Source organism: Pseudoalteromonas simplex (assembly GCF_015278155.1).
GTDB lineage: Bacteria > Pseudomonadota > Gammaproteobacteria > Enterobacterales > Alteromonadaceae > Pseudoalteromonas > Pseudoalteromonas simplex.
On sequence record NZ_JADILN010000004.1, the window covers coordinates 452,827 to 477,499 of the forward strand.

23 protein-coding genes and 1 riboswitch are annotated in these 24,673 nt (G+C 41.9%); of the genes, 9 read left to right on the top strand and 14 right to left on the bottom strand.

Features of this window, described 5'->3' with window-relative positions; genetic code table 11:
* Positions 1 to 18: 18 nt before the first annotated feature.
* Positions 19 to 597 carry an anthranilate synthase component II gene (locus IRQ78_RS11330; protein ID WP_054552416.1) on the bottom strand — a complete coding sequence of 193 codons (579 nt, stop codon included), beginning with the start codon at positions 595 to 597 and terminating at the stop codon, positions 19 to 21.
* Positions 598 to 679: 82 nt separating this feature from the next.
* Positions 680 to 1,078, bottom strand: a complete 399-nt coding sequence (locus IRQ78_RS11335) for an acyl-CoA thioesterase (protein ID WP_194442206.1) — start codon at positions 1,076 to 1,078, stop codon at positions 680 to 682.
* 36 nt (positions 1,079 to 1,114) lie between these two features.
* Here IRQ78_RS11335 and IRQ78_RS11340 point away from each other — a divergent pair, with 36 nt between their 5' ends.
* The gene (locus tag IRQ78_RS11340; RefSeq protein WP_054563475.1) at positions 1,115 to 1,819 is read left to right on the top strand and encodes a 2OG-Fe(II) oxygenase; all 705 of its coding nucleotides are present in this window, start codon (positions 1,115 to 1,117) and stop codon (positions 1,817 to 1,819) included.
* Positions 1,820 to 1,933: 114 nt separating this feature from the next.
* Here the strand turns inward: IRQ78_RS11340 and IRQ78_RS11345 are convergent, their stop codons facing one another.
* From IRQ78_RS11345 to IRQ78_RS11375, 7 genes are all read right to left on the bottom strand, one after another.
* Entirely contained in the window at positions 1,934 to 3,172 is a 1,239-nt protein-coding gene (locus IRQ78_RS11345) for a cysteine desulfurase-like protein (protein WP_194442208.1), read from the bottom strand.
* A 9-nt stretch (positions 3,173 to 3,181) separates the two neighbouring features.
* Positions 3,182 to 3,814 carry a 2OG-Fe dioxygenase family protein gene (locus tag IRQ78_RS11350; RefSeq protein ID WP_054552412.1) on the bottom strand — a complete coding sequence of 211 codons (633 nt, stop codon included), beginning with the start codon at positions 3,812 to 3,814 and terminating at the stop codon, positions 3,182 to 3,184.
* 195 nt (positions 3,815 to 4,009) lie between these two features.
* Entirely contained in the window at positions 4,010 to 6,607 is a 2,598-nt protein-coding gene (acnB, locus tag IRQ78_RS11355; RefSeq protein ID WP_054552411.1) for a bifunctional aconitate hydratase 2/2-methylisocitrate dehydratase, read from the bottom strand.
* 384 nt (positions 6,608 to 6,991) lie between these two features.
* Positions 6,992 to 8,062: an OmpA family protein gene (locus IRQ78_RS11360; RefSeq protein WP_054552410.1), complete on the bottom strand. Its 1,071-nt coding sequence runs from the start codon at positions 8,060 to 8,062 to the stop codon at positions 6,992 to 6,994.
* A gap of 448 nt (positions 8,063 to 8,510) precedes the next feature.
* Positions 8,511 to 9,572 (bottom strand): OmpA family protein, encoded by a 1,062-nt coding sequence (locus IRQ78_RS11365; RefSeq protein WP_194442210.1) that lies wholly within the window; start codon positions 9,570 to 9,572, stop codon positions 8,511 to 8,513.
* 329 nt (positions 9,573 to 9,901) lie between these two features.
* Entirely contained in the window at positions 9,902 to 11,314 is a 1,413-nt protein-coding gene (locus IRQ78_RS11370) for a protein adenylyltransferase SelO (RefSeq protein WP_194442212.1), read from the bottom strand.
* Positions 11,315 to 11,322: 8 nt separating this feature from the next.
* Positions 11,323 to 12,018 carry a DNA-3-methyladenine glycosylase I gene (locus IRQ78_RS11375; protein ID WP_054552407.1) on the bottom strand — a complete coding sequence of 232 codons (696 nt, stop codon included), beginning with the start codon at positions 12,016 to 12,018 and terminating at the stop codon, positions 11,323 to 11,325.
* A gap of 183 nt (positions 12,019 to 12,201) precedes the next feature.
* Positions 12,202 to 12,398, top strand: a riboswitch (Lysine riboswitch).
* A 137-nt stretch (positions 12,399 to 12,535) separates the two neighbouring features.
* Here IRQ78_RS11375 and dapA point away from each other — a divergent pair.
* From dapA to IRQ78_RS11400, 5 genes are all read left to right on the top strand, one after another.
* Positions 12,536 to 13,420, top strand: coding sequence for a 4-hydroxy-tetrahydrodipicolinate synthase (dapA, locus tag IRQ78_RS11380; RefSeq protein ID WP_138602467.1), 885 nt, complete (start codon positions 12,536 to 12,538; stop codon positions 13,418 to 13,420).
* Positions 13,421 to 13,434: 14 nt separating this feature from the next.
* Positions 13,435 to 14,175, top strand: coding sequence for a 2,3,4,5-tetrahydropyridine-2,6-dicarboxylate N-succinyltransferase (locus IRQ78_RS11385; protein WP_054552405.1), 741 nt, complete (start codon positions 13,435 to 13,437; stop codon positions 14,173 to 14,175).
* Positions 14,175 to 15,380 (top strand): PLP-dependent decarboxylase, encoded by a 1,206-nt coding sequence (locus tag IRQ78_RS11390; RefSeq protein WP_194442214.1) that lies wholly within the window; start codon positions 14,175 to 14,177, stop codon positions 15,378 to 15,380. The genes IRQ78_RS11385 and IRQ78_RS11390 overlap by 1 nt, the downstream gene beginning before the upstream one ends.
* 5 nt (positions 15,381 to 15,385) lie before the next feature.
* On the top strand, positions 15,386 to 16,504 hold the full coding sequence (locus tag IRQ78_RS11395; RefSeq protein ID WP_194442216.1) for a succinylglutamate desuccinylase/aspartoacylase family protein: 1,119 nt from the start codon (positions 15,386 to 15,388) through the stop codon (positions 16,502 to 16,504).
* A 186-nt stretch (positions 16,505 to 16,690) separates the two neighbouring features.
* Positions 16,691 to 17,728, top strand: coding sequence for a phospholipase A (locus IRQ78_RS11400; RefSeq protein ID WP_194442218.1), 1,038 nt, complete (start codon positions 16,691 to 16,693; stop codon positions 17,726 to 17,728).
* A 66-nt stretch (positions 17,729 to 17,794) separates the two neighbouring features.
* On the opposite strand, the gene IRQ78_RS11405 is transcribed toward IRQ78_RS11400, so the two are convergent.
* Positions 17,795 to 18,688 (bottom strand): bifunctional GNAT family N-acetyltransferase/hotdog fold thioesterase, encoded by an 894-nt coding sequence (locus tag IRQ78_RS11405; protein ID WP_054552401.1) that lies wholly within the window; start codon positions 18,686 to 18,688, stop codon positions 17,795 to 17,797.
* A gap of 228 nt (positions 18,689 to 18,916) precedes the next feature.
* Here IRQ78_RS11405 and IRQ78_RS11410 point away from each other — a divergent pair, with 228 nt between their 5' ends.
* Positions 18,917 to 19,606: a spermidine synthase gene (locus IRQ78_RS11410; RefSeq protein WP_194442220.1), complete on the top strand. Its 690-nt coding sequence runs from the start codon at positions 18,917 to 18,919 to the stop codon at positions 19,604 to 19,606.
* A gap of 7 nt (positions 19,607 to 19,613) precedes the next feature.
* Here IRQ78_RS11410 and dtd read toward each other — a convergent pair whose 3' ends face one another.
* From dtd to IRQ78_RS11425, 3 genes are read right to left on the bottom strand one after another with little or no spacing between them, the layout of a single operon-like run.
* Positions 19,614 to 20,051 carry a D-aminoacyl-tRNA deacylase gene (gene dtd / locus IRQ78_RS11415; protein ID WP_194442222.1) on the bottom strand — a complete coding sequence of 146 codons (438 nt, stop codon included), beginning with the start codon at positions 20,049 to 20,051 and terminating at the stop codon, positions 19,614 to 19,616.
* Positions 20,039 to 20,992, bottom strand: coding sequence for an alpha/beta fold hydrolase (locus tag IRQ78_RS11420; protein ID WP_138602669.1), 954 nt, complete (start codon positions 20,990 to 20,992; stop codon positions 20,039 to 20,041). The genes dtd and IRQ78_RS11420 overlap by 13 nt, the downstream gene beginning before the upstream one ends.
* A 25-nt stretch (positions 20,993 to 21,017) precedes the next feature.
* Positions 21,018 to 21,890 carry a virulence factor BrkB family protein gene (locus tag IRQ78_RS11425; protein ID WP_054552397.1) on the bottom strand — a complete coding sequence of 291 codons (873 nt, stop codon included), beginning with the start codon at positions 21,888 to 21,890 and terminating at the stop codon, positions 21,018 to 21,020.
* 86 nt (positions 21,891 to 21,976) lie between these two features.
* Here IRQ78_RS11425 and IRQ78_RS11430 point away from each other — a divergent pair, with 86 nt between their 5' ends.
* Together IRQ78_RS11430 and IRQ78_RS11435 are read left to right on the top strand one after the other, a co-directional pair.
* Positions 21,977 to 22,633: a DUF2959 domain-containing protein gene (locus tag IRQ78_RS11430; RefSeq protein ID WP_054552396.1), complete on the top strand. Its 657-nt coding sequence runs from the start codon at positions 21,977 to 21,979 to the stop codon at positions 22,631 to 22,633.
* A 132-nt stretch (positions 22,634 to 22,765) separates the two neighbouring features.
* Positions 22,766 to 23,857, top strand: coding sequence for an MBL fold metallo-hydrolase (locus IRQ78_RS11435; RefSeq protein ID WP_194442223.1), 1,092 nt, complete (start codon positions 22,766 to 22,768; stop codon positions 23,855 to 23,857).
* Positions 23,858 to 23,872: 15 nt separating this feature from the next.
* Here IRQ78_RS11435 and IRQ78_RS11440 read toward each other — a convergent pair whose 3' ends face one another.
* Positions 23,873 to 24,298 carry a BLUF domain-containing protein gene (locus IRQ78_RS11440; RefSeq protein WP_054552394.1) on the bottom strand — a complete coding sequence of 142 codons (426 nt, stop codon included), beginning with the start codon at positions 24,296 to 24,298 and terminating at the stop codon, positions 23,873 to 23,875.
* Between the last annotated feature and the right edge of the window lie 375 nt (positions 24,299 to 24,673).

Here is a 24,673-nt window from a genome sequence, read left to right on the forward strand (position 1 = left end):
TAATTCACTAGCCTAAGATTAGAAGCGAGTTAAAAAGTTAGCAAGTAATTCAAGCCCTTGTTGGGTCAAAATTGCTTCGGGGTGAAATTGCACGCCTTCAAGTGCTAAATCATTATGCATGATCCCCATAATTTCATCAAAATCAGAATTTTGTTCTGTCCATGCAGTAATAGTGAAGTCACTAGGTAAGCTTTGTTTATCAACCACAAGTGAGTGATAACGACACACCGTCAGCGGGTTAGCTAAACCATTAAACACACCTTGATTGGTATGTTTAACTAATGATGTTTTGCCATGCATCACTTGCTTAGCGCGAATAACATCAGCACCCAGAGCCTGAGCAATGGTTTGGTGCCCTAAGCAAATACCGAGAATTGGCAACTGCCCTTTTAGTTGTTCCACCACTTGTAAAGAAATACCCGCTTCGTTTGGCGAACAGGGCCCAGGTGAAAGTACGATGTGCTCTGGGTTAAGTTGTTTAATCTCAGCGATACTGATCTCATCGTTTCGTTTAACTAATACATCTTGATCCAAGCGCTGAAAATATTGCACTAGGTTGTATGTAAACGAATCATAATTGTCGATCATTAACAGCATTGCGTGTAACCCAAAATTACTCAGTCAAAATAATGAAGGCGCATTTTACCCCAAGCACACATAAATGTCGGCAAAAAATGGCTTATTCATCAGCGATTAGATGCGTTGTGAGGTCAGCCCTTTCTTGCTCATTAAGTTTTTGCGAGCATTTATTTGCAAAGTCGTAACGTACTAGTACAGTTTTACCAACGGCACAGCAGTTATCCTGCTGCCAAGCCTCTTGGCGCAGTACGAATGAACTAGAGCCGACATGCTCAACACTAGTTTTCACTGTGACATCGTGACCATAAAACAACTCACCCACAAAGCTTACTTCAACCTTAGCAATGATCAGTTTCCACTCATAAGGGTTTAAATCGGGCGTAAAAAACCTGAAAATAGGCGCTCGGGCGGCTTCAAACCATACAGGGAGTACGGTATTGTTGATGTGCCCTAGCACATCTGTTTCGCTAAAGCGTGGTGTGATAGTTTCAGTAAACATAGTAACCCTATAAAAAATATAAACTAAAGGTAGCTCATGACGGACTTTATTCGCGTATACGAAAACGCCCTCAGCAAAGAATTTTGCGACAACTTTATCACGGTATTTGAACAAAGCCCGCATTTAAAACAAGGCATTACCTCAGGCGGAGTAGATTTAGCGAAAAAAGACAGCCGCGATTTATACCTTAATAACCACCCTGAATACGCTGAGCAACTAAAGCATATTCAACAAACGACTGCGGGTTACGTCTTCAAATACCTTGAAGAGCATATTTTTATGATGATTGGTGCCTTTGGTTTAAAGGTTTACCATCCGCAAACAGGCAAACCTGTTGACCTAACACAAGATAACTTTGAAGAAGTCGGCAAACCACAATTGCCATTACTCGTGCAGCAGATTTTTCGTATGGGCCCTATTCAAGCACAAAAATACGATATTAATAAAGGTGGCTATCCTTATTGGCATAGCGAGGTATACCCACAAGCTGGCCATAACGAAGCTCTGCATCGTGTACTGCTATTTATGTTTTATCTAAATGATGTAGAAGAAGGTGGTGAAACTGAGTTTTACTATCAACAACGAAAAATATCGCCTAAACAGGGTTCTATGGTCGTAGCACCGGGCTATTTTACCCACACGCACCGTGGTAATAAGCCAATTTCAAATGATAAGTATATTTTAACCTCGTGGGTCTTATTCAACCGCGCGGAACAAATTTATGGACAACCACAATCTTAGCGGCAAGCTGTTAGTAGAAAGAATGCAACGTTTGATATCACGCTTTCTTATGCTAACAAAAAGCAGCCCACTCGGGCTGCTTAAAACTAATAGCTTAAAACCAACAACTCAGCTTTAATCTGCCAGTAATTGATCAAATAAATCGAAAACCTTATCAAGCTCATCAATAGTGTTGTAATGCATACAACCAATGCGTACTACACCGCCGGTTTCTAATACACCTAGCTGCTTACATAGACCTTGTGCATAAAAGTTACCGTCCCACACGCAAATATGTTGCTTACCTAAAAATTCAGACACAACGCGTGGTTCGATGCCTTCAAACGTTAAAGCAAAAGTCGGTGTGCGTGAAGCTACGCGCTCTAGATCATCAATACCGAACAACTTGATGCGCGGGTAATCTGCTAAACGCGTTAAGAAATGCTTACTTAATGCCATTTCATGCTGTTTAGTCATAGCAAATGCAGCAGCTAATTTATCTCGGCGTGAATGACTATCATCAAGTTCACTAATTGCAGCAATGTAATCAACAGCAGCAATTAAGCCAGCTAGCGCTTCAAAGCTTTGTGTACCCGTTTCCCAGCGACCTGGCGCAACATCTTTTGCAGGTTCAACTTTATACGGTGTGAAACCTTCAAGGTGCTCTCGTTTGCCATAGACAATACCAAGGTGAGGACCAAAGAACTTATATGCAGAGCAGGCTAAGAAGTCACAATCAAGTGCTTGTACGTCTACTAGCTCATGAGGTGCATAATGTACGGCATCAACATAAACTAGCGCACCAACAGCATGTGCAAGCTCAACGATGCGTTTAATGTCATTAATTGAACCAGTGGTGTTTGATGCATATGTCACAGCAACAAGCTTTGTTTTGCTAGATAAAAGGCTTTCAAAATGTGCCATATCTAGGCTGCAATCAGCTTCGTTGATAAGGGTAGTTTTTACTGTCGCGCCTTTATCTTCAGCAGCTTGCTGCCAAGATGATACGTTTGAGAAGTGATCAGCATTGGTGACAATAATTTCATCATCAGCAGTCCAATCACGTGAGATGGCACGACTAAAGCTAAACGTTAAGCTTGTCATGTTTGCACCAAACACGATTTGCTCTTTAGATGGCGCATTTAATAAATCGGCTGCAGCTTGGCGAGCATTTGCCATTAACTCTACCGTTTTATCACTTGAGAAAAATGCACCGCCTAAGTTTGAGTTGAAGTAACCCAAATATGCACTCATAGCGCTTAGAACTGACTGTGGTACTTGCGAGCCACCCGGACCATCAAGGAAAATCGGTGACTGACCTGCAACTTGTTGCATAAGTGCAGGGAACTGGCGACGTAATTGCGTTAAGTTCATGGTTTACCCTTACGCAGTTAGTACGAAGCAATCAAGGTAACCTTCTTTGCTTGCGTCTAATTTATTCATTGGTGTAGCGTTGTGCCATACTTCACGGTCATTAATCAGTGCGAACATGCCGTCTTTAATTTCCATTTTGAAACATGGTTCAGCTTGTTGGTGTTCATAAACAAGTAGCTCACCACCCTCTAGGTTTTCGTGTGATACACCACATACGCATACGTGATCAAAACCATCTTGGTGAACACCTTCAGGTGCAGCTGGAGTGTCGCTGTCGATCGCAAGCATTCTGAACTGATGAATTTCAATAACGCGATCATCACTGATACCCGTCATATCGCGAAATTGATTAACGATTTGCTTCATGCCATCAGTCGCTAATAAGCTATCTTCTAGATTTTCATAAGTACGCTCAACATTACCTTGGAAGGTATTGATTGAGTCATCTTGCACAAATGCTTTTGTTGGTTGTAGTTTTAATTCACCATCAACAACTTTGATTACTGAATAACGACGCTTACGAAATTCACCATCTGCGTATGGGTTTGCAGGTAGGTTAGCAAAAGAAGGCTTAACTGCGTCAATATGTGCTTGGCTTACAAAACGAAGTTGTAAAAGGTTCTGGTTGTTTAATGTAGTCATTTCGATCTCGCCTTAATACGTTGAGAATATTGGCGAGGATTTTAATGCAATTGGTAGGAAATTTTTGCGTTATTATGTAAACGCTGATGATGATTTATGTAGCTTTAAGATCGTATTTATAAATATTTTAGAAATTTTATCTAAAATAAAAAGCCCGCTAAAAGCGGGCTTAATTGTCATTTAATTTAGCTAAAATTAAACAGCTTGCTGAACGATTACTTTGTCTGCCTTTTTAGTGTATTGAGGCATACGGTGGAAGTTCAGGTAACGATAAGTATCAGCTGCAGTTGCATTGATCTTATCTGCATACTCTTGGTACTCAGCAGGTGTAGGTAGTTTACCTAAGATTGCCGCTACTGCTGCAAGCTCAGCTGATGCTAAGAATACGTTAGCGCCAGTACCAAGACGGTTAGGGAAGTTACGCGTAGAGGTAGAAACAACTGTTGCTTTATCAGCAACACGTGCTTGGTTACCCATACATAGTGAACACCCTGGCGTTTCGATACGTGCACCTACGCGACCAAAGATACCGTAGTAACCTTCGTCAGTAAGCTGGTCTTTGTCCATCTTCGTTGGTGGTGCAACCCAAAGTTGAGTTGGGATACGGCCACTGAAACCATCTAGTAGTTTACCTGCAGCACGGAAGTGACCGATGTTAGTCATACAAGAACCGATGAATACTTCGTCGATTTTCTCGCCTGTTACGTCTGAAAGAAGACGCGCATCATCTGGGTCATTTGGAGCACAAAGGATTGGCTCTTTGATGTCTGCAAGATCGATTTCAAGTACGTGCTTGTACTCTGCATCTGCATCAGCTTCCATAAGTTCTGGGTTAGCTAACCACTCTTGCATTGCCGTGATACGACGCTCAATAGTACGAACATCGCCGTAACCTTCAGAGATCATCCACTTAAGCATTACGATGTTTGACTCAAGGTATTCAGCGATAGACTCTTTAGAAAGTTTAACAGTACAACCTGCCGCTGAACGCTCAGCTGATGCATCAGAAAGTTCGAAAGCTTGCTCAACCGTTAGGTGCTCAACACCTTCGATTTCTAGTACGCGACCAGAGAATTCGTTGATCTTACCTTTCTTCTCAACTGTAAGAAGACCTTCTTTGATACCGTAGTAAGGGATAGCATGAACTAGGTCACGTAGTGTGATACCTGGCTGCATTTCACCTTTGAAACGTACTAAGATTGACTCAGGCATATCAAGAGGCATTACACCTGTTGCTGCTGCGAATGCTACCGCACCTGAACCCGCTGGGAATGAAATACCTAGAGGGAAACGAGTATGTGAGTCACCACCAGTACCTACTGTATCTGGTAATAACATACGGTTTAACCATGAGTGGATTACACCGTCACCAGGACGTAGTGATACACCGCCACGGTTCATGATGAAATCAGGAAGTGTGTGGTGAGTGTTTACGTCGATTGGCTTAGGATAAGCTGATGTATGACAGAAAGACTGCATTGTTAAGTCTGCAGAGAAACCTAAACACGCAAGGTCTTTAAGTTCGTCACGTGTCATAGGACCTGTTGTATCTTGCGAACCAACAGTTGTCATTTTCGGCTCACAGTATTGACCAGGACGTACGCCAGGCATGTTACATGCTTTACCAACCATCTTCTGAGCTAATGTGAAGCCTTTACCAGAGTCAGTTACAAGCGCAGGCTTACGGAAGATATCTTCTGCTTCCATACCTAGTGATGCACGTGCTTTATCAGTTAAACCACGACCAATGATCAGTGGAATACGACCACCAGCACGCACTTCATCAAGGATTACGTCTGATTTAAGAGAGAAAGTCGAGATTACTTCATCAGTACCGTGACGCTTAACAACACCTTCGTATGGGAAGATATCGATTTGGTCACCCATGTTTAGCTCATCAACAGGTAGTTCGATTGGTAATGCACCAGAGTCTTCCATTGTGTTGAAGAAGATAGGAGCGATTTTACCGCCTAAACATACACCACCAACGCGTTTGTTCGGTACGTGAGGAATATCATCACCCATGAACCAAAGTACAGAGTTAGTTGCAGATTTACGAGACGAACCCGTACCAACTACATCACCAACGTATGCAAGAGGTAAACCTTTCGTTTTAAGCTCTTCTAGTTGTGAGATTGGACCAACTTCACCTGGCTTTTCAGGATTGATACCATCACGTTCGTTCTTCAGCATTGCTAAAGCGTGTAGTGGAATATCAGGGCGAGACCATGCATCTGGAGCAGGTGAAAGATCATCAGTATTTGTTTCGCCAGTTACTTTGAATACGGTAACTGAGATTTTTTCAGCAACTGCGGGCTTGTTCACAAACCACTCAGCATTTGCCCAAGATTCGATTACTTGCTTAGCAAATTCGTTACCCGCTTTCGCTTTTTCTTCTACATCATAAAAAGCATCAAACATTAATAATGTGTTTGATAAACCTTTAACAACGATTGGCGCTAACGCTTCGTCATCTAAAAGGTCAATCATAGGCGCGATGTTGTAACCACCTAGCATAGTACCAAGTAGCTCAGCTGCTTTTTCTTTTGATACAAGTGGAGAGCTCGCTTCACCTTTTGCAACTGCAGCCAAGAAACCTGCTTTGATGTAAGCAGCATCATCAACACCTGGTGGTACACGGTTAACTAGAAGATCAACGATAAACTCTTCTTCACCTGCCGGTGGATTTTTGATTAATTCAATAAGATCAGCCGTTTGCTGAGCATCTAATGGCGCTGGTACGATACCTAACGCGGCACGTTCTTCTACGTGTTTACGATATTCTTGTAGCACAATATTGCCCTCTTGGTGACGTGAAAGTACTCGGTAGTATTAAGCTAAATACCAATTAAGACCCAGTACTTATAGTATTCTGACAGTTAATTATAAAGCTTTTAAGTATAGATGAAAATCCATGCGGTAAGTAAGGAGTTTAATAGTCACTATAAATATCATGAATAGTACTAGAAAAAAACGCTATTCAAATGAATATTTATTAAGAATCATTCCTATCTAATACCAATCCGCAATAATACTTAATCATTTTGAGGGATTAAACCTGTCACTAACGGCGTTAAAAATTTCTGATTTAGAACAACTAAATAACGAAATTTTTGCCTTGTTATCAACGAGGTTTTATTGCCTCAAAATAGATCACTTAATTCGTAAAGAGTTAGATTAACGCTCTACTTTAACACGTTCAATGACAGTTACTTTCGCTTCAACACGACGGTTTTCGGCGTGAGCTTCTGGTGTGTTTGCTGGGTTTTTAAGACGCTCTTCACCCATACCAACAGTAGTTAGACGCATTGGATCAATGCCATCTTCGATTAGTTTCTTAGCAACCGCATCAGCACGTTTCTTAGATAACCACTTATTGTAGTCAGCTTTACCTACTGATGAAGAATGACCTTCAAGCACTACGTCAGTACCTGGGTGCTCTTTTAAGAATGCTGCTGCAGCATCAATATCATCTAGGTATTGTTGAGATACTTTAGATGTGTTGTTAGGGAACGTGATTAGTAAGCTCTTAGTTACTTCACGATCTTCATATAGCGTACAACCAGTGCCATCAACAGCGTCAGTCATTGGTGTATTTGCACATTGATCGTCTGCATCAGGGATATTATCGCCATCGCTATCTACTGGTTCTACAGCAACAGGAACAACCGTAGGAGCAGGCTCTACAGGCTCAGCTGGCGCGCTTTGAGCACCGAAGATGTAGCTAAGACCTAATTTAGCACCCACATCTGTATAACCACGGTCTAGACCTTGGTATAAAGACGTTTCTGCATTAAATGCGAAATGCTCTGTAAAGTAGTGTTGATAACCTGCACCCACATTAGCAAACATTAAATCTTCATCAACCGCATCAAGATTTTTTAAACCAAAAATACCGTAGAAAGGACCACCACCAAAGTGGTAAAGACCATCAATACCGTAACGCTTACCACTTTCTGAACCACTCATCGACGTACCGTCGTTTAATTCAGCTTTCCAGTCAAAATCCATATCAGCGTATTCTAGACGCGCACTCCAGTAATCACTGAAGCGGTAACCTAACTCTAGACCCCAGCCTGTTGAATCATCAACATCAAGACCGCCTGGTGCGTAGTCACGAACATTTTCCCATGAATTATCATAGTAATCGCCAAACGCACCAATATAAAAACCTTGCTTTTCAGCAGCGAAGCTAGAAGCACTTGTTGCAGCAAGAGCTAAAGCTATAGTTAGTGATTTTAGTTTCATGTTTCCTTCCCTTCCATTTAAGTAACTAAAGGCTGTGTAGCCTAAACTCTGTCAAGATAGATGATGAGTAATTAATCCAAACTTAATAAACTAAAACTACAATAAATTTGTTAATTTCAAAACACCACCTAAAAAAGTGACGTTTAGCACCGTCGAAATGCCATAGAATGGCATACCAAATTAACAGTGCTCAAAAAAACTCTAATTTACCTAGTGATAATTACACGAGATAACAATAAGAACATAGTACAATAATCACCCATTTGCTGCGATGATTCAAATCAATATAAGTGTACCTTATTTTTATACCATGCCGTATACCTTTAAGAGTATCGCGTTTATTAAAAAAGTAAATGCGTTTTTAAGGTATAAAAAAGCTGAACCATAAAAATAGTTCAGCTTTAATCTCAAGATTATTAATAAATTACAATAAGCTAATAGTAATCTATTACTTACGCATAACCTTTACACGTTCAACCGTACTAATTTGTGCTTCAACACGACGATTTTCTGCATGCGCTTCAAGCGTATATGCTTTGTTCTTCAGGCGTTCTTCACCATAACCAACCGTAGAGATTCTATCTGATGAGATACCGTCTTTAACTAACTCTTCAGCTACATCTTTAGCACGTTTTTCAGAAAGCTTCATGTTGTAATCCGCATCACCAACTGCTGATGCATGACCTTCAAGAACAACTGATGTGCCTTCGTTTTCTTTCATAAATACTGCAACATCAGCAATATCGCTGAAGTATTTATTTGGTACTTCTGCAACATCATGCGGGAAAGTAACTAGTAAAGTGATTGTTGCCTCTTTTTCTTCATAAAGAGTACAGCCCTTGCTATCTACCGCATCAGTCATTGGTGTATTTGCGCATTGGTCATCAGCGTCCATTACGCCATCGTTATCGCTATCTGTAGGTCCACTTACTACAGGAGCTGGCTCAACAGGAGCCGCAGAGCTGCTTTGATTACCAAAGATATAGCTTAAACCTAACTTAGCACCCACATCGGTGTAACCACGATCAAGGCCTTGGTACAAAGAAGTTTCGGCATTGAAAGCAAAGTTATCTGTGAAGTAGTGTTGGTAGCCAGCACCAACGTTTGCAAACATTAAATCCTCATCAACAGCATCAAGGTTTTTCAAACCAAAAATACCGTAAAATGGGCCACCACCGAAGTGATATAAACCATCAATACCGTAACGCTTACCACTTTCAGAACCGCTCATCGATGTGCCATCGTTTAGTTCAGCGGTCCAGTCAAAATCCATATCAGCATATTCTAAGCGAGCACTCCAGTAATCGCTAAAGCGATAACCCAGCTCTAAACCCCAGCCTGTTGAATCATCAACATCAAGGCCGCCTGGTGCGTAATCGCGAACATTTTCCCATGAATTATCATAGTAATCGCCAAATGCGCCGATATAAAAACCTTGTTTCTCAGCAGCAAATGTTGAAGCACTAGTTGCAGCAAGTGCCAAAGCTATAGTCAGTGATTTCAGTTTCATTGTTTCCTTCCCATTTTCATAATAAAGCTCGTAAGAGCTCGTATTTTTTGAGTAATCAAAACTTTAACAATACAAAAAACGATTAGTTACTTTGCATTGACATTCAACTTATTAATTAATCCATAACTATTAAGGTGCTAATAATAGCCTAGCCTAATTTCGTAGATAAGCGATTAAATGTATGACCAAACCAGCTTCGAATACCGTATGAGATCATCTTTTAAAGCAATAGATTAGCCTAAAATCTATAATACCACCGCCTATTAGAGCGCTCAATCAGCATACAGTTAAATTCAATAAATAGGAATTTTCCTAGTTAATTTAAATGACTAGGTCCCACAAAAAGTTTGATAATTTTTATCATAATCTTTTGGGGCCTGAAGCCATTCAAATTGACGCTCATCGTAAACATATGGATCGTTAAATGCTTCTAAAAAGGCGTCTTTTAATGAACTTTCTCCCGATGCTTCGTATTCCGCTAGGATCATTTCAATAGTATGATTACGTGGAATGACTGCAGGATTAACAGCGCGCATAGTTTCATAACTTTTAGACGAAGTCCTCACGTTCCACTTTTTATGCCACTCTTTTAAACTAGTTGGAATTGCAAAATCCGCAAGTAAAGATTCAGTCAGAGCATTGAAAGTATTAGTATAATCGAGCTGATGTTGCTTCATTAAACCTAGCAACTCTGAAACTAAAGCATGATCGCCTTCGTGCTGACCTGCTAATCCTAATTTCTGCTGCCACATAGTATTAAATGCATCATTAAATTTAGCTGCAAAGCCATTTACAACCGGTGAGAGTTGTTCGACGGCACTCTCTTGATCAGCAAATAACGGAATTAAGCTTTCAGCCAAGCGTGCAATATTCCAATTAGCAATATTCGGTTGATTTCCAAATGCATAACGCCCTTGATGGTCAATCGAACTAAATACCGTGTCTAGGTCAAACTGATTCATCATCGCACAAGGGCCATAGTCAATGGTTTCACCACTAATCAAGGTATTATCTGTGTTCATCACACCGTGTATAAAGCCAATTCGCATCCAACTGATAACCAGCTCTATTTGCTTATCGAGTACAGCAGTTAAAAACTCAATATAACGCTGCTCACCCGTACTGTTAATGTCAGGAAAATGACAATTAATTGCGTAATCAACGAGCTTCTCTAGCCCTTCTATATCACCTTGTGTAGCTAAGTATTGAAATGAACCAACACGGATGTGACTTTTAGCTAGGCGAGTAACAACTGCCCCCGGGCGTGGTGGCTGACGATATACCGTTTCGCCAGTTGTAACCACAGCTAAACAGCGCGTAGTTGCGATGCCAAGCGCATGAAGTGCCTCACTCATAATGTACTCTCGAACAGCTGGACCAATGGCACAGCGACCATCACCACCGCGCGAGAACACTGTTGCTCCAGCGCCTTTTAGCTGCAAGTCCCACAATGTGCCATCTTTATCTGCAATAGCCCCAAGTAAATGCGCTCTACCATCACCAAGACGCGGTGAAAAATGACCAAATTGATGACCTGAGTAACCAAGAGCAACCGGCGCAACGTCGTTATCTATCGTTGAACCAGATAGCAATTTAGCTAAAAATTCGCTGTCGTGTTTAATTGCGAAATTATCAGCTAGCTTGTCATTAAATAGCAGTAATTGCGGCTCGGCAACGGCGCTCGGCATATCCTTGATAGCAAGTAGTTCACTAATATCTGTGTATCGAGTTTGCAGTTTCATAACTGTCCTTAACGTGTTGCGACACCCACACGATTATCGCCTACACCATAGGCCACTAGTTGGCTTAGTGCCTGCAGGCTGTAACCGCTTTGCTGTTGTAATTCGTTGAAAAAATCTTGCGCTGCTTGCAGTGACTTTTTAGTTTGTAAGCCGCCATCTATCAACTCATGGGCACGCAAATAGGCTTCTACATCCCGAGAAAGTAAAAAAGTATCTTTACCAAGCGCTCGTAAAGCGTATGGGCCAGTATTTCCCCCTAAACGCGCACCATGCTTTTTAAGATAAGCCCACAAACCAATAATATTGTCAGTAGGCCAATCTGCAATAAATTGGCTAAAGCTGCCATGCTTCTCAGCAACTTCGTGGATCATGTACGCATTTTCTGGGATCGTTTGTACTTTTTTAAAATTACGAACAATTCGCTCATCACTGGCTTTTTGCTCGAGCATATCTGGCGGCATCATCAACAATTTTTCTACACTGAAATCCCAAAACACATCACGAAAACCAGCCCATTTATTATTGATAACAGACCAATAAAAACCGCTTTGAAAGACTTTACGCGTGAACTCTTCTAACCATAAATCGTCATGCATTTTAGCAATATCAGCATCGTCGAGCGGGTTTGATAACAGTGCTTGCAGCATTTCTTCACTGCCCTTTCGAGATACGGCTCGTTGATAAATATCGTTAAATTTTTCCATCATTTTTCCAATTGATTTGGTTAGCGCTAAGTGTACGTAAAAACACGGTTATACGTAACCATGTTGCAAATTCGGTCACTAAAAAACAAATTCCTCGCCTTGACACCTAGACGGCTAAAATGCTTTAATCGCTGCAAATACCCTATTTAAGTATGTTGGCTTTAACCTTTAAAGCGAGCATAAAGGGCTGGAAGAGGTGCGTTATTCAGGTAGCGTATGGGAAGAGCACAGACTCTGTTGATCATACGTGAGGGGAATTAACGCCGAGAAGTAACACCGTTTGTGAGGTGCTTATTTCGGGCGACTGGGCTGAATCCCAGCGACTGTCACCAACAATAGCAAAGTGCTATTGATTAGTTTGGTGGAGAGCTTCTGGTCTTAGTATAATAAGGCCGTCGCGTCTTTATTATTTTAAGCCCATTCGCTCTTCGAATTATACCTTGTTCGAACGACGACATGCGGCTCCATTCAAATGTTCCCGCATAAACTCTTCGAATACCTTATAAGTTCGTGAGAGATGATCAACAATTTTGATTTAAACGACTATCCATTATGGACAGCGCTTGTCACGCCATTTTCTGAATCTGGCGAGGTCGATTACACGGCCCTTGAACAACTGGTCGCTGAGCAGCAAGATGCAAATAACGGCATTTTATTACTTGGCAGTACCGGTGAAGGACTGGCGCTTTCACTCAAAGAGCAACAAGCCATCGTTGAGCATGTTTGCCAATTAGCACCGAGTGTACCACTCATGGTTGCTGTGGGCGGCATGAACCTCAAGCAACAAGTTGCTTGGGTTGAATACTGCAACCAACTACCTATTCATGGCTATCTATTGGGCTCACCTCTGTATGCAAAACCTGGGGTAGTTGGCCAAACACATTGGTTTGAAAGCCTTCTTGATGCAAGTAATCACCCATGTATGCTGTATAACGTACCTGGACGCAGTGCAGTTGAGATTTCACCGCAGGTGATCAAAAACCTTGCTGACCACAAAAATCTTTGGGCTTTAAAAGAAGCCAGTGGCGACATTAGCAAATTTGAAGGCTTTAGAACGGCATCGCCAACACTGGCCATATTTAGTGGCGATGATGCTCTTATGCCGTATTTTGCTCAAGCAGGAGCAAAAGGTTTAGTTTCGGTTGCCGCGAATGCTTGGCCGAGTCAAACCCATGAGTTTGTTAAACGCAGTTTAAGTGGTCAATACCCAAATCTATTCACCGATTGGTCGCAAGCGATTCAAAGTTTATTCGCTGTGGCAAATCCAATCCCCGTAAAAGTACTGATGCACCTGCAAGGTAAAATAAATACCCCGCATTTACGTCCGCCGCTTACGCATTTAGAGCTTGAGCAAACAGACAGCATCACCCACGCAAACAACACAATTTTATCTTGGAACTAAAAACAGGTTTTATCATGAGCTGGTTAGAATTATTAAACAACTTAGAATCAGGCGCAGTTCGCGCGGCAACACAAGACGAGAACGGCAACTGGCACGCCAATGTTGAAGTTAAACAAGGCATTTTAGAAGCCTTTAAAAATGGCACAAACACTGAGTTCCCGGGTGGTTTTGTTGATAAGCACAACTTAGCTCCACAAGGCTTTGCAGCCGATGCTGGCGTGCGTATGGTACCAGGTGGTAGCAGTGTTCGTCGTGGCGCACACGTTGCTAAAGGCACCATTATCATGCCACCAGCATATGTAAATATTGGCGCGTTCATCGACGAAGGCACGATGGTCGACAGCCACGCATTAGTGGGTTCATGCGCACAAGTGGGTAAAAATGTTCATCTAAGTGCAGCAGTACAATTAGGTGGTGTGCTTGAGCCAATTGGTGCCAGCCCTGTGGTTATTGAAGATGACGCATTCATCGGTGCAGGCTGCGTTATTGTTGAAGGTGTGGTTGTGAAAAAAGGTGCTGTACTTGCGCCAGGTGTACGCTTATCTGCAACTATTCCTGTCTACGATTGCGTTAACGAACGCCAGCTAGACAAAGGTGAAGCCATCCCAGAAAACGCGATTGTGATCCCAGGCTCTCGCCCAGCTTCAAATGCATGGGCTCGTGAACAAGGTCTTAGCATGTCGTGTGCATTGATCGTGAAATACCGTGATGAACAAAGCGATGCATCATTACTGTTAGAAGAGGTTTTACGTTAATGAGCTTTTTGAGCACGCCCATCAAGCAAGCGGTTGAGCAAGTTTCAACGCATCTTGATACGCCATTTTTTATCTATGATTTAGATAAATTAACTGCACATTTAAATCAACTGACTGCGCAAACCGATGTGAAACTTTGGTATGCCGTTAAGGCCAACCCGTTGTCTCGCATTATTCAATGTTTAGACAGCGCAGGATTTAACTTTGATGTTGCAAGTAAAGGTGAACTTGAGCAAGTACTTGCCCAAGGCATCGATAGCGAGCGCGTGCTCAACACTGGGCCTGCAAAGAGCCCTAAACAAATTTCACATTTTATTGCTCGCGGCGTACGTACTTTTGTCGCCGAGAGCATTAACCAAGTGCGCTGGTTAAACGAACAAGCAACAAAAGCAAATTGTCAGCTGCAAGTTCTATTGCGTGTTCAACTTCGTTGGCCAGACAGCGAAAAGAATCCACTTGGCGGCGATAACCTTACTCCTTTTGGTTTGGGCTGCGATGAGTGGCAAGCACTCACTGCAAGTGATTACCCAGCTCTTAGCTTTGATGGTCTGCATATTTTCCAATGGGGCAATATGCTGAGCACTGACAAGCTCGCCGAGCTATGGCGCGCGATGATTGCGCCACTGCAACAGCTAGCACGCTCATTAAACATTAACCTTAATATTCTCGACTTAGGGGGTGGCTTAGGCATTCCTTATACTCAAAATGCTAACCGACTCGATTGGTCTGCACTTATTGAGACTTTGGCTAGCATTAAAGCAGATGCCGGTGTCAAAGAGCTTTGGATGGAACTTGGCCGCTATGCGGTGGGCGAATGCGGCCATTACGCAACGCCAGTTGTTGAGCGTAAAGTAAATTACAATCAACAGCAGGTGATTTTATCAGGCGGTATTAACCATTTACTTCGCCCAGCTGTGACAAGCCAAGATTTCCCTGCGGCCTTACTTCGCGAATCGACGGCTGAGCCTGCGGCAATGACTTTATACGGCCCACTTTGCACCGCCCTTGATTGCTTAGGTGAACACCAATTAGCGAGCGATTTAAATGAGCAAGACTGGTTGGTATTCAGCCAATGTGGCGCGTATGGCTTTACCGAAAGTATGCCGTACTTTTTATGCCACGAATTAGCCGCTGAATACATCCTTGAACAAGGCAATATTGAGTGCATTCGTAGCGCTGAAGATGCCAGTTATTATTTAAGGTAATCGCCATGAGTAAAGAATTAATCAGCCAAGAGAATATTGTGGTTGGCGAGATTGCCAACGGCCTACCTCTGACAATCCCAGTGTATCGCTTAAAAGGGGATGGCACAGGCCCAAACGTGTATATACAAGCCAATATGCACGGCGCTGAAGTACAAGGTAATGCAGTAATTTATCAATTGCTTGAGCAGCTAAAATCACTCAAGCTGCGTGGCGATATTACCCTAGTGCCTTATGCCAACCCTATTGGTTGCAATCAAAAATCAGGTGAGTTTACTTTAGGTCGCTTCGATCCAATTACGGGCACCAACTGGAACCGCATGTACCGCTTTAATAAAGCGTTACCGTCACAGATTGCTGAACAGCATAAAGACTGTGATGATGCGACCCTTAAAGCGGCGTTTAAACAGGCACTCGTTGCTGACATCGATAGTCAATTAACGGGCCCTGATTACAGCCTAACAACGGGTAAGCGTATTGCCCTTAACTTGCAAAAGCTTGCCCATCAGGCAGATATTGTTTTAGACCTTCACACTGGGCCTATCTCAAGTCAGCACTTATATTGCCCTGAATACGCCAAAGACAGCGCGAGCTACTTCAACATCGAACATGTGTTATTGATCCCAAGTGATTTTGATGGCGCGATGGATGAAGCGAGTTTCTGTCCATGGTGGTCACTGTCTGAAGAGCTTGGCAAACAAGGCCGTGAATTTGCTGTTCAAGTAGAAGCATTCACCGTTGAGCTAGGTAGCCAAGAAAAAATCGATTTAAGTGCGGCTCATGAAGATGCAAATAGCATTTTAAGTTACCTCAATCACAAAGAGGTATTAGTTGATGCTGCGTATCATCCAAAAGCGATGACACGCTATGCCTGCATGCTTGAAGATTATGTAGCTTACTATGCACCTATGGGTGGCATGGTTGAATACCTTGCCCCACTGGGCGGCCATATTAAAGCAGGTGAGCCTATCGCCCATATTTTAAGAATGGAGCGCTACCTTTCTGAGCAGCCGCTACAAACATTAAGTTTTGATAAAGACGCCATTGCTATTTTGCATTTTGCTTCAGCAAGCGTGAATCAAGGTACCGAACTTTATAAGTTTTTTACCAATGTATTTGAGCTATAAGCTCATCCCTTCTCATTGCGTGAGAGTCAACGGCTTATGCTCTTAGGCCGTTACAGCAGGGCTCCAAGCTTAGCTTGGGGCTCTCTATTTACCTAAAATTTCAACAATTCAGTACAAGTTCACGGTTACTTATGTAAAAATCGTTATAATTATACCTACTTACAAGTCTACTGAAAGGGAACTGCAATGGGATGGCGCATTTGGCTGGCAGCCGCTGGCTTATTTTCTGTACCTGTATTTGCTCAAACTGAACAACCACAAACTAACGAACAAGATGATGCACTAGAACTCGTAAAGCAGTGTATTTTGAACGAAGCTATTGGCGGTGACGGCAAGCAAACACTCGAAGAACTTCGTAAAAAGTGCTCTGATTTAGATGAAAGCAAAAAGCTCACCGCTTTAGACAAACGTAAAGCGCGTGAAGAAGTAAGTAAGAAAAACCGTAATGTGATCACCCCACATAAGCGTAACTATATTTTACCGCTTTCTTACGTATCTAATCCGAATGAGCGCCCTTTTGATGGTTTAAAGGATCTTGCTGAGCAAACTGATGGCGAGCCACTTGATAATCTTGAAGTAAAATACCAATTATCAATCAAAGTGCCTATCTTCGAAGGCTTCTCAGATAAAGACCAAGGCGTATTTTTTGCATTTACCATGCAATCGTTTTGGCAGTTTTATAACAAAGATATTTCATCACCGTTTCGTGAAACAAACTACGAACCAGAGATCTTCTGGGTGAACTACCTTGATCCTGAGCATGTGCTTTGGGGCGATGAAATGGCGATTGCAATTGGTGCTTCACATCAATCTAATGGCCGCAGCCAGCCTAATTCACGTTCGTGGAACCGTATTTATGCTGACTTCTTATGGGAAAAAGATGGCTTTGTATTTAGCTTTAAGCCTTGGTACCGCATTCCTGAAGATAAAAAAGATGATGAACTAGAAGCTAAAGGTGATGACAACCCTGATATCTACAAATACATGGGTTACTTTGAATTCTCGGGTGCATACCGTTACAACGAGCATGAGTTTAGCTTTATGACCCGTAATAACTTAAATTCAGATAACCGCGGCGCAATCCAACTAGACTGGTCTTTCCCTCTTTGGGGCCGATTACGTGGCTACGCACAATACTTCAATGGTTATGGCGAGAGCTTGATTGATTACAACGCTGATATTGAACGTTTTGGTGTGGGTATTCTGTTAACTGACTTACTTTAATTGTTATGTTAACTGACTTGCTTTAACTTAAAGAGCGAGCTTTAGTTAGCTCGCTCTGAATATTCGTTATTTTTTAACGATGAAGTGACCTTCAAATTCTGCTACTAGCACATCACCATCGTATACATTCACTGGCACATGGTAGCTTGCTTTGCCATTGTCCTCTAGCTCCGCCAACTTGCCTTTACAGCCAGCCAACTCAACACTCCCGCGAGGATCGTTATTCAGTGGTTTAAGGTATTTAATGTTGGCATCTGCTAACACGATATTCCCTTCAAGGCCAGCTTCTTTAAGCGCTAGGTAAGTTGCGCCCCAGCCTGTTAAGGTCGCTAAACTATAAATCGAGCCGGCAAACATAGTGTTATGAAGATTTAAGTTCGCATCTAGATCAGCGCGCGTAGTAAACTGCCAATCGGTATAGCTTTCTACTTTTATTCCCATTGCATCACTGATAGGGATCGACTCACGCCACGTATTTTGTAGTACTTGTGTCCAGTTTGGATGACGGAACCAACCCGGCTCAGAGGGTTTTTGTTTTACCATTTTCCAATGCTGTACATCGTCATAGGCAAGGTGTGCTTTTTCTTTTAATTCGTAGCCATGACGCTTATAGAAATCAAGGGCTCGCTCACGAGCAAACAATACCAGTTCATCTGCATCTTGAGTCCATGCGATTTTTTCTAATTCATGTAATAAACGGCTACCAATATGCTGGTTACGATTACCTTCAGCAACCGCCATATAACGAACTTGCGCTTGCTGATGATTGTTGAAATGCAGGCGAGCTACGCCTAATACTTCGCCATCATTATTTTTGATAAAGCGGTGCTCTGCGTCTTGCTCTAAGTCATCTTGTTCAGAACCGCGCGGCTCGCCCCAGGGTGCTCTTAAAACCTGCCAACGTAATGAATAGTACGCTTGCCAATCTTCGCTGCTTTGCGGGGTGGTCACTTTAAACATAAAAACTCCTGTGATAATTCAGCCACGGGTCTGTTGTTTTTCTGTCGTGGCCTTTGCAATGCGAATTACGATACGCGATCTTCTATCAAGTTGGAATAATACTTTGGTGACCCAGCCTAAATTATTATTCATGGCTGTAAAAACTAATGCACAATTGCACTTTATGCTTACTGGTCTATGCTGAAATAATTGTCTAATTATTATAATAACACGCTAAAGGCCCGAAATATGGAACATTTTCTTGAACCCAGTGGCGCAGTAAAACATAGTTTTATTGAGGACTGTCACCGATTAGGGCAGCTCATTTATTGGCATAAACAAGGCAATTACAGTATTCAAGTTAGGCAACTTAACCAATTACGCTGGTTACTGATCAACGAAACCCTGCAATCGGTCATTGAAAAACGCCGACCTGCCAGATTACTTTTCCCTCATTTACAATACCTTGCAAAGCTTTGGCAAGACTTAGAGGAACCGAAAAATATTTTAGAATTAGGCCTAGGTGGTGGTGCTATTCGTAACTACTTACAGCACACCTACCCTGATAGCCAACTGACATCGGTTGATAAAAACCCCGACATAATTCACTGCTATAAACGTTACTTTGGTGGCGACCATGCCAGTAACCTGCACTGTTTTGATGCGCAGCAAGTATTAGAGCAAAACAACGAATACAATTGGATCATCTTAGATTTATTCAGTGAGGTAGATGCACCATTATTTTTATACAAGCACCTGTTTTACACCAAACTAAGAGCAGCGATGGCAAAAGATGGCTTGTTGTTCATTAATTTTTTATCCAATCACCCATCGCAACTAAAGCAACTTGAGCACCTGCTAATCACCGAGTTTGGCAAGCGCCCAAGCATTGTAAAAATCCCCGACTACGTGAATCATATCGTGATGATCAAAAAGTAGTTGTCTGTTAAATAGATAAATTAAAAGTAACTGGACCATCGTTACATAGGCTTACTTGCATATCAGCACCAAATTGCCCTGTAGCCACTGTTAAGCCTGCTTTTTTAGCCTCTGCAATAAAATACTCATAGAGCGTATTGGCTTGCTCTGGCGTGCCAGCACTTGAAAAGCTTGGACGCATACCCTTTTTAGTGTCGGCTGCTAAGGTAAACTGCGAAACCACTAAAAGCTCACCTTTGATATCATTCAAACTTAAGTTCATCTTTCCTTGTTCATCGGTAAAAATGCGGTAATTGCTGACTTTGTGTAAAAGCTTCTGGGCGCTTTGCTCGGTATCCTGTTTTTCAACACCTAATAGCAGCAAAATACCTTGTGAAATTTCACCCACTACTTCGCCTGCCACTTCTACTTTTGCCTGTTTTACTCTTTGAATTAAGCCTTGCATTGATCCCTCGATAACTTGATATACATTAAATCTGCGGCACGTCGCATTGCCGCCAAATATACCTGATTATCGCTGCTGTGCCCAATGCCATCTAAAATCAATAATTGTGCATTTAACTGTTCAGCAAGCTGCTGTACGGCACTATATCGACAGATCAAATCGGCGCGGCCATGAATAAACCAAATCGGTAAATGAGTCAGTAAATGTGCATTTTCTGCGATAAAGCCTTCTTCAATGAAACAGCGATGACGAAAGTAATGCACCATTAACTTTGCTTGATTTAACCCGACATGGGGCTCCTGTAAACTCCAGTTTGTCAAAGGCTCACCATGACATAGCACCTGCTCCCAATGACACCATAACTTGGCAAATTTACTGGCTTTAATTTGATCATCATTGTTTAGTTGCTGCTGATAAAAGTCGAGTAAGGCACGCCAATCAGTGTAATCATGTGCAAATTCATTAAAGCACTCAGGGTAAAAATGCGCGCCGGCTCCTTTTGTTGTGTAAAGCCACTCGAAGTCACTGTTACATGCTAAAAAGCTAGCCCGTAAAATAAGCCCTGCAACATGCTCTTGGTGATGAATAGCATAGACAAGTGCCAAAGTGGCACCCCATGACTCACCACACACCAGCCACTTTTCAATACCCAGTTGCTGGCGTAAATACTCGAGATCGGCAACTAATTCTGAGGTGGTATTGGTTGAACTATCATGGGGTGTTGAGTGACCGCAACCGCGCTGACTGAACATGATCACTCGAAAACGTTCTAAGTCGAAAAAGCGGCAATTTTCAGGGCATAGACCCGCACCAGGACCGCCATGGCATAACACCACAGCAATCCCTGTAGACGCACCATATTCTTGCACATGGATTTGATGACCATCGCCAACACTTAAGTGATAATCACGGTTGGCAACATATTGTGGATGTAACTGCACCTCGCTCTCCTTAGGTGCAGTGAATTTAAACCTCTATATCAGGCGTGTCCTCGATATTCTCAGGGCTGATACATACAGTAAATTCTGCACCGAGTAATACGACAATCCACGACAAATACACCCATACAAATAAAATAGGGATTGTCGCCAACGCCCCATAAATAACTTCGTATGATGGGAAGTGGCTGATGTACAAAGCAAAGCCTTTTTTTGTCAGCTCAAACAACATAGCTGCAAACAAAGCGCCCGGAATTGCCGCTCTAAATGGAACTCGTGTGTTAGGAACTAAAGTATAGAGCATAATGAAGCCAATCATTGAAATTATGTAAGGTAATAACTTCAATAAAAAGCCGCTAAAGCCGGGGATACCTTGATCGGCAAACGACACTAACGACACGATGTATGAAGTAACACCAATACTAGCCCCTAATAATACAGGGCCTAGACTAAGCACCATCCAATAAACGGCAAACGAAATCATCATTGGACGCTTTTTCTTAATACGCCAAATTCGATTTAATGTAGCATCGACATTGCGAATAAGTAACAAAGATACCGCCGCTAAAAAACCCACACCAACGGCAGTCATTTTATTCGCATTACCGGCAAAAGCGCTGATATGCTCTTTAATTACATCTGTAGAGGTCGGCACAAGATTAGTAAACAAGAAGTTTTCTATGGTCACTAACGTGCTTTCGAATCCTGGAAAAGCAGAAAAAATAGCCACACCAACCGCCACTAAAGGCACGATTGATAATAAGGTTACATAAGCCAAATAACCCGCATTGACTGTGATTTGATCGTCAATACAACGATTGAGATACTGCATCCACCAAGCAGGTTGTTGTTTTAAGAAAATGCTTATTTGCAGCTTATACCGACTGAGCTTCTCGTCCATAGAATCTAATTTCTGCTAAAATGTTTTGATAATCATAGCAATCCACCACATAATTTGAAATGACAGGTACCTAAAAAGGATTCTCAATGAAAAAACTGACACTTTTAAGTGCACCACTATTTGCAGTTACAATGGCATTATCGGGCTGCCAGTCAGCTTATTACTCAGCCATGGAGTCTGTCGGTGTACATAAACGCGACATTTTAGTGGACCGCGTAGAAGAAACAAAAGAAGCACAGCAAGAGTCACAAGAAGAGTTTCAATCAGCACTAGACAGATTAACCACGCTGATCAACTTTGATGGTGGTGAGCTACAAGATGCCTACAATCAACTGAATGATGATTACGAGTCGAGCTTAGCTGCAGCGAACGACGTTACAAACAATATCAATAAAGTAGAAGATGTAGCTGAGGCACTGTTTGATGAATGGGCCGACGAGCTAGAACAATACAAAAGCGCCTCACTAAAACGTGAAAGCAGCAAAAAGCTCAATGCAACTAAGCGCCAGTTTGATCAACTACTTCGCTCAATGCGCAGTGCAGAAAGCAAAATGGAGCCGGTGTTATCATCTTTACATGACAATGTTTTGTACTTAAAACATAACCTAAACGCACAGGCTGTTACAGCTATCAAAGGTGAGTTCACAAATCTTAAACGGGATATTAAAGTGTTAATGGACGATATGAACAAATCAATTGAAGACTCGAATAAGTTCATTGAGCAAATGAATAAAGCGGGCTAATCAGCTCAAGCTATTAATATCTAAGCCTACTTAAACGTAGGCTTTTTTGTGTAACCTCTTGTTACTTTTTAATGATTTATCTTAATTTTTATTTTGCTAAACTCACGGCAAAGAATAAAAAGTAAGCATAGTATGTATTTAAAAACACTCTCAACACTTATTGCAGCAGCACTTATAAGCGCATGTAGCAACTCAAATACAGTGAATGTTATTGCCGGTGAAGGCACTATAACCCCATTAAAAACTGAAGGTGACTTCGAAGGTCGCTATCACAACCTTTATCCGGGTGATAAAGAATACCCAACAACCTGTACAGACAATTGCTATGAACCATCAGAGCTACTTATATGTGATGACAGCAATTCTCAGTGCCAATATCAAGCAGAACAAATAGTTCCAGCAACAAATACAGGGTTTATAGTCCGTTGGTTAGGTCATGCAGGCTTTTATATTCAATCACCAAATGGTGAACAACTGTTGTTTGACCCTGTTAAAGATCAGTTTGACTCACCCGTAGACTTGGCCTTTAAACTTGCTGGTGGCAGTTATCGTAAGCCCGGATTTTGGCCTACTAAGTCAGAGCTCGAAGGTTTAAACGCGGTAATGTACTCACACATTCACTATGACCATTTTAATAAAGCAGATATCGAAGAAATTGGTAATGCTCCCCGCTATTTAGTGCCACTAGGCTTTGCAGATAATTTTCCGACTGGTGGCTTTAATATTTCAGAGATGGCGTGGTATGCAAGTACACAAATTAATGACCTAACGATTCATTCGGTGCCGGCCCATCACTTTAGTAGTCGCATTATGGTTCCCTTTATTTACGACGATCACAATAAAGACTTATGGAATGGTTGGTTACTTGAGCAAAATGGTAAGACCTTGTTTTTTGCTGGTGATACCGGTTACTCAAAACACTTTCAAGATATTAAGCAAAAATACGGCGAGATTGATGTGTGCTTAATGCCAATTGCTTCCTACTACCATGAAGAAGATGGTAAGTGGTATCGTTATGTTCATACTACACCTGAAGATGCATTAAACGCGGCGGAAGAGTTAAGCTGTAAAGTGATGATCCCATGGGGTTACGGCAACTCAAGCTGGCAAATGGGTGACCATTCAAGTCATTCGGCATTACTTAGGTTGTTAAATATGCAAAAGCAGATGAACAGCCAAGTTCCGGTTTATATAATGAACGAAGGAGAGCAAATCTCGCTTTAAAGGTACGGGCTAATATTAAATAACTTTATCCAGCATGGAGTCTCGCAAAGCAAGCATCAATTTGTGAGCACTTCCTGCTGACATTGCTAATGGATTAAAATCGCTAGTACCTGAGTATTTAATATTTAATGGCGTTGTTAATTTTGAATATGGTATGTACCCCATCGACCATTTTTCGAATTCCCGCTCTGCAATTTCGCAATAGTTCAGCATGATAATGTTGCGATGCCTTTTATCATTCAAAATACGATGATACGTTGCATTCACTGCTTTTCGCGATCCTTCAAGACACTGCATAAAATGAGTACTATTAAAACAAAGTAGCCCTGTTACATTACATTCAGCATTTTTCTTTTTCGCCTTTTCGAGAATATCCTCAATATCATTAGGCCCAAACCCATCGCTAATTTCACTTGTGTAAATCAGTCTAACTAAATACATCTTACTCTCCTGCAAGTTGGATTTAGAAAAGATAGTACAGATGGGGGAGTTAGTAAAAAGTTGCGAGTGGTTAGTGGTTAGTGGTTAGTGGTTAGTGGTTAGAACAAAGTAAAATACATTCCTCAACAACAAGATTGTTTGTTTAATTACATAAAAAATAACCCCCCCCCTCTCGATCAACTGATATCTGACTTCTGAAATCTAACTTCTCGATTTTTGACGGCTGACTGATCTGACTCCATAAAAGTAGACACCTTTTTGGAGTCAGTAATCATGAAAGTAAAGTCACAGCGTAGATATTCCCTCGAATTTAAAATAAAAGTCGTTCAAGAGTCGTTAGACACCACAGATACAGTTAAGATGGTCGCTAATAAA

What these genes read in the sequence shown, in the direction of transcription:
- IRQ78_RS11395 (WP_194442216.1), top strand. Translation starts at nt 15,386, where the DNA reads ATGAGTAAAGAATTAATCAGCCAAGAGAATATTGTGGTTGGCGAGATT.
- IRQ78_RS11360 (WP_054552410.1), bottom strand. Translation starts at nt 8,062, where the DNA reads ATGAAACTAAAATCACTAACTATAGCTTTAGCTCTTGCTGCAACAAGT.
- IRQ78_RS11390 (WP_194442214.1), top strand. Translation starts at nt 14,175, where the DNA reads ATGAGCTTTTTGAGCACGCCCATCAAGCAAGCGGTTGAGCAAGTTTCA.
- IRQ78_RS11410 (WP_194442220.1), top strand. Translation starts at nt 18,917, where the DNA reads ATGGAACATTTTCTTGAACCCAGTGGCGCAGTAAAACATAGTTTTATT.
- IRQ78_RS11430 (WP_054552396.1), top strand. Translation starts at nt 21,977, where the DNA reads ATGAAAAAACTGACACTTTTAAGTGCACCACTATTTGCAGTTACAATG.
- IRQ78_RS11435 (WP_194442223.1), top strand. Translation starts at nt 22,766, where the DNA reads ATGTATTTAAAAACACTCTCAACACTTATTGCAGCAGCACTTATAAGC.
- dtd (WP_194442222.1), bottom strand. Translation starts at nt 20,051, where the DNA reads ATGCAAGGCTTAATTCAAAGAGTAAAACAGGCAAAAGTAGAAGTGGCA.
- IRQ78_RS11400 (WP_194442218.1), top strand. Translation starts at nt 16,691, where the DNA reads ATGGGATGGCGCATTTGGCTGGCAGCCGCTGGCTTATTTTCTGTACCT.
- IRQ78_RS11375 (WP_054552407.1), bottom strand. Translation starts at nt 12,018, where the DNA reads ATGGAAAAATTTAACGATATTTATCAACGAGCCGTATCTCGAAAGGGC.
- IRQ78_RS11345 (WP_194442208.1), bottom strand. Translation starts at nt 3,172, where the DNA reads ATGAACTTAACGCAATTACGTCGCCAGTTCCCTGCACTTATGCAACAA.
- IRQ78_RS11370 (WP_194442212.1), bottom strand. Translation starts at nt 11,314, where the DNA reads ATGAAACTGCAAACTCGATACACAGATATTAGTGAACTACTTGCTATC.
- dapA (WP_138602467.1), top strand. Translation starts at nt 12,536, where the DNA reads ATGATCAACAATTTTGATTTAAACGACTATCCATTATGGACAGCGCTT.
- IRQ78_RS11350 (WP_054552412.1), bottom strand. Translation starts at nt 3,814, where the DNA reads ATGACTACATTAAACAACCAGAACCTTTTACAACTTCGTTTTGTAAGC.
- IRQ78_RS11330 (WP_054552416.1), bottom strand. Translation starts at nt 597, where the DNA reads ATGCTGTTAATGATCGACAATTATGATTCGTTTACATACAACCTAGTG.
- IRQ78_RS11335 (WP_194442206.1), bottom strand. Translation starts at nt 1,078, where the DNA reads ATGTTTACTGAAACTATCACACCACGCTTTAGCGAAACAGATGTGCTA.
- IRQ78_RS11385 (WP_054552405.1), top strand. Translation starts at nt 13,435, where the DNA reads ATGAGCTGGTTAGAATTATTAAACAACTTAGAATCAGGCGCAGTTCGC.
- IRQ78_RS11365 (WP_194442210.1), bottom strand. Translation starts at nt 9,572, where the DNA reads ATGAAACTGAAATCACTGACTATAGCTTTGGCACTTGCTGCAACTAGT.
- IRQ78_RS11425 (WP_054552397.1), bottom strand. Translation starts at nt 21,890, where the DNA reads ATGGACGAGAAGCTCAGTCGGTATAAGCTGCAAATAAGCATTTTCTTA.
- IRQ78_RS11440 (WP_054552394.1), bottom strand. Translation starts at nt 24,298, where the DNA reads ATGTATTTAGTTAGACTGATTTACACAAGTGAAATTAGCGATGGGTTT.
- IRQ78_RS11405 (WP_054552401.1), bottom strand. Translation starts at nt 18,688, where the DNA reads ATGTTTAAAGTGACCACCCCGCAAAGCAGCGAAGATTGGCAAGCGTAC.
- IRQ78_RS11340 (WP_054563475.1), top strand. Translation starts at nt 1,115, where the DNA reads ATGACGGACTTTATTCGCGTATACGAAAACGCCCTCAGCAAAGAATTT.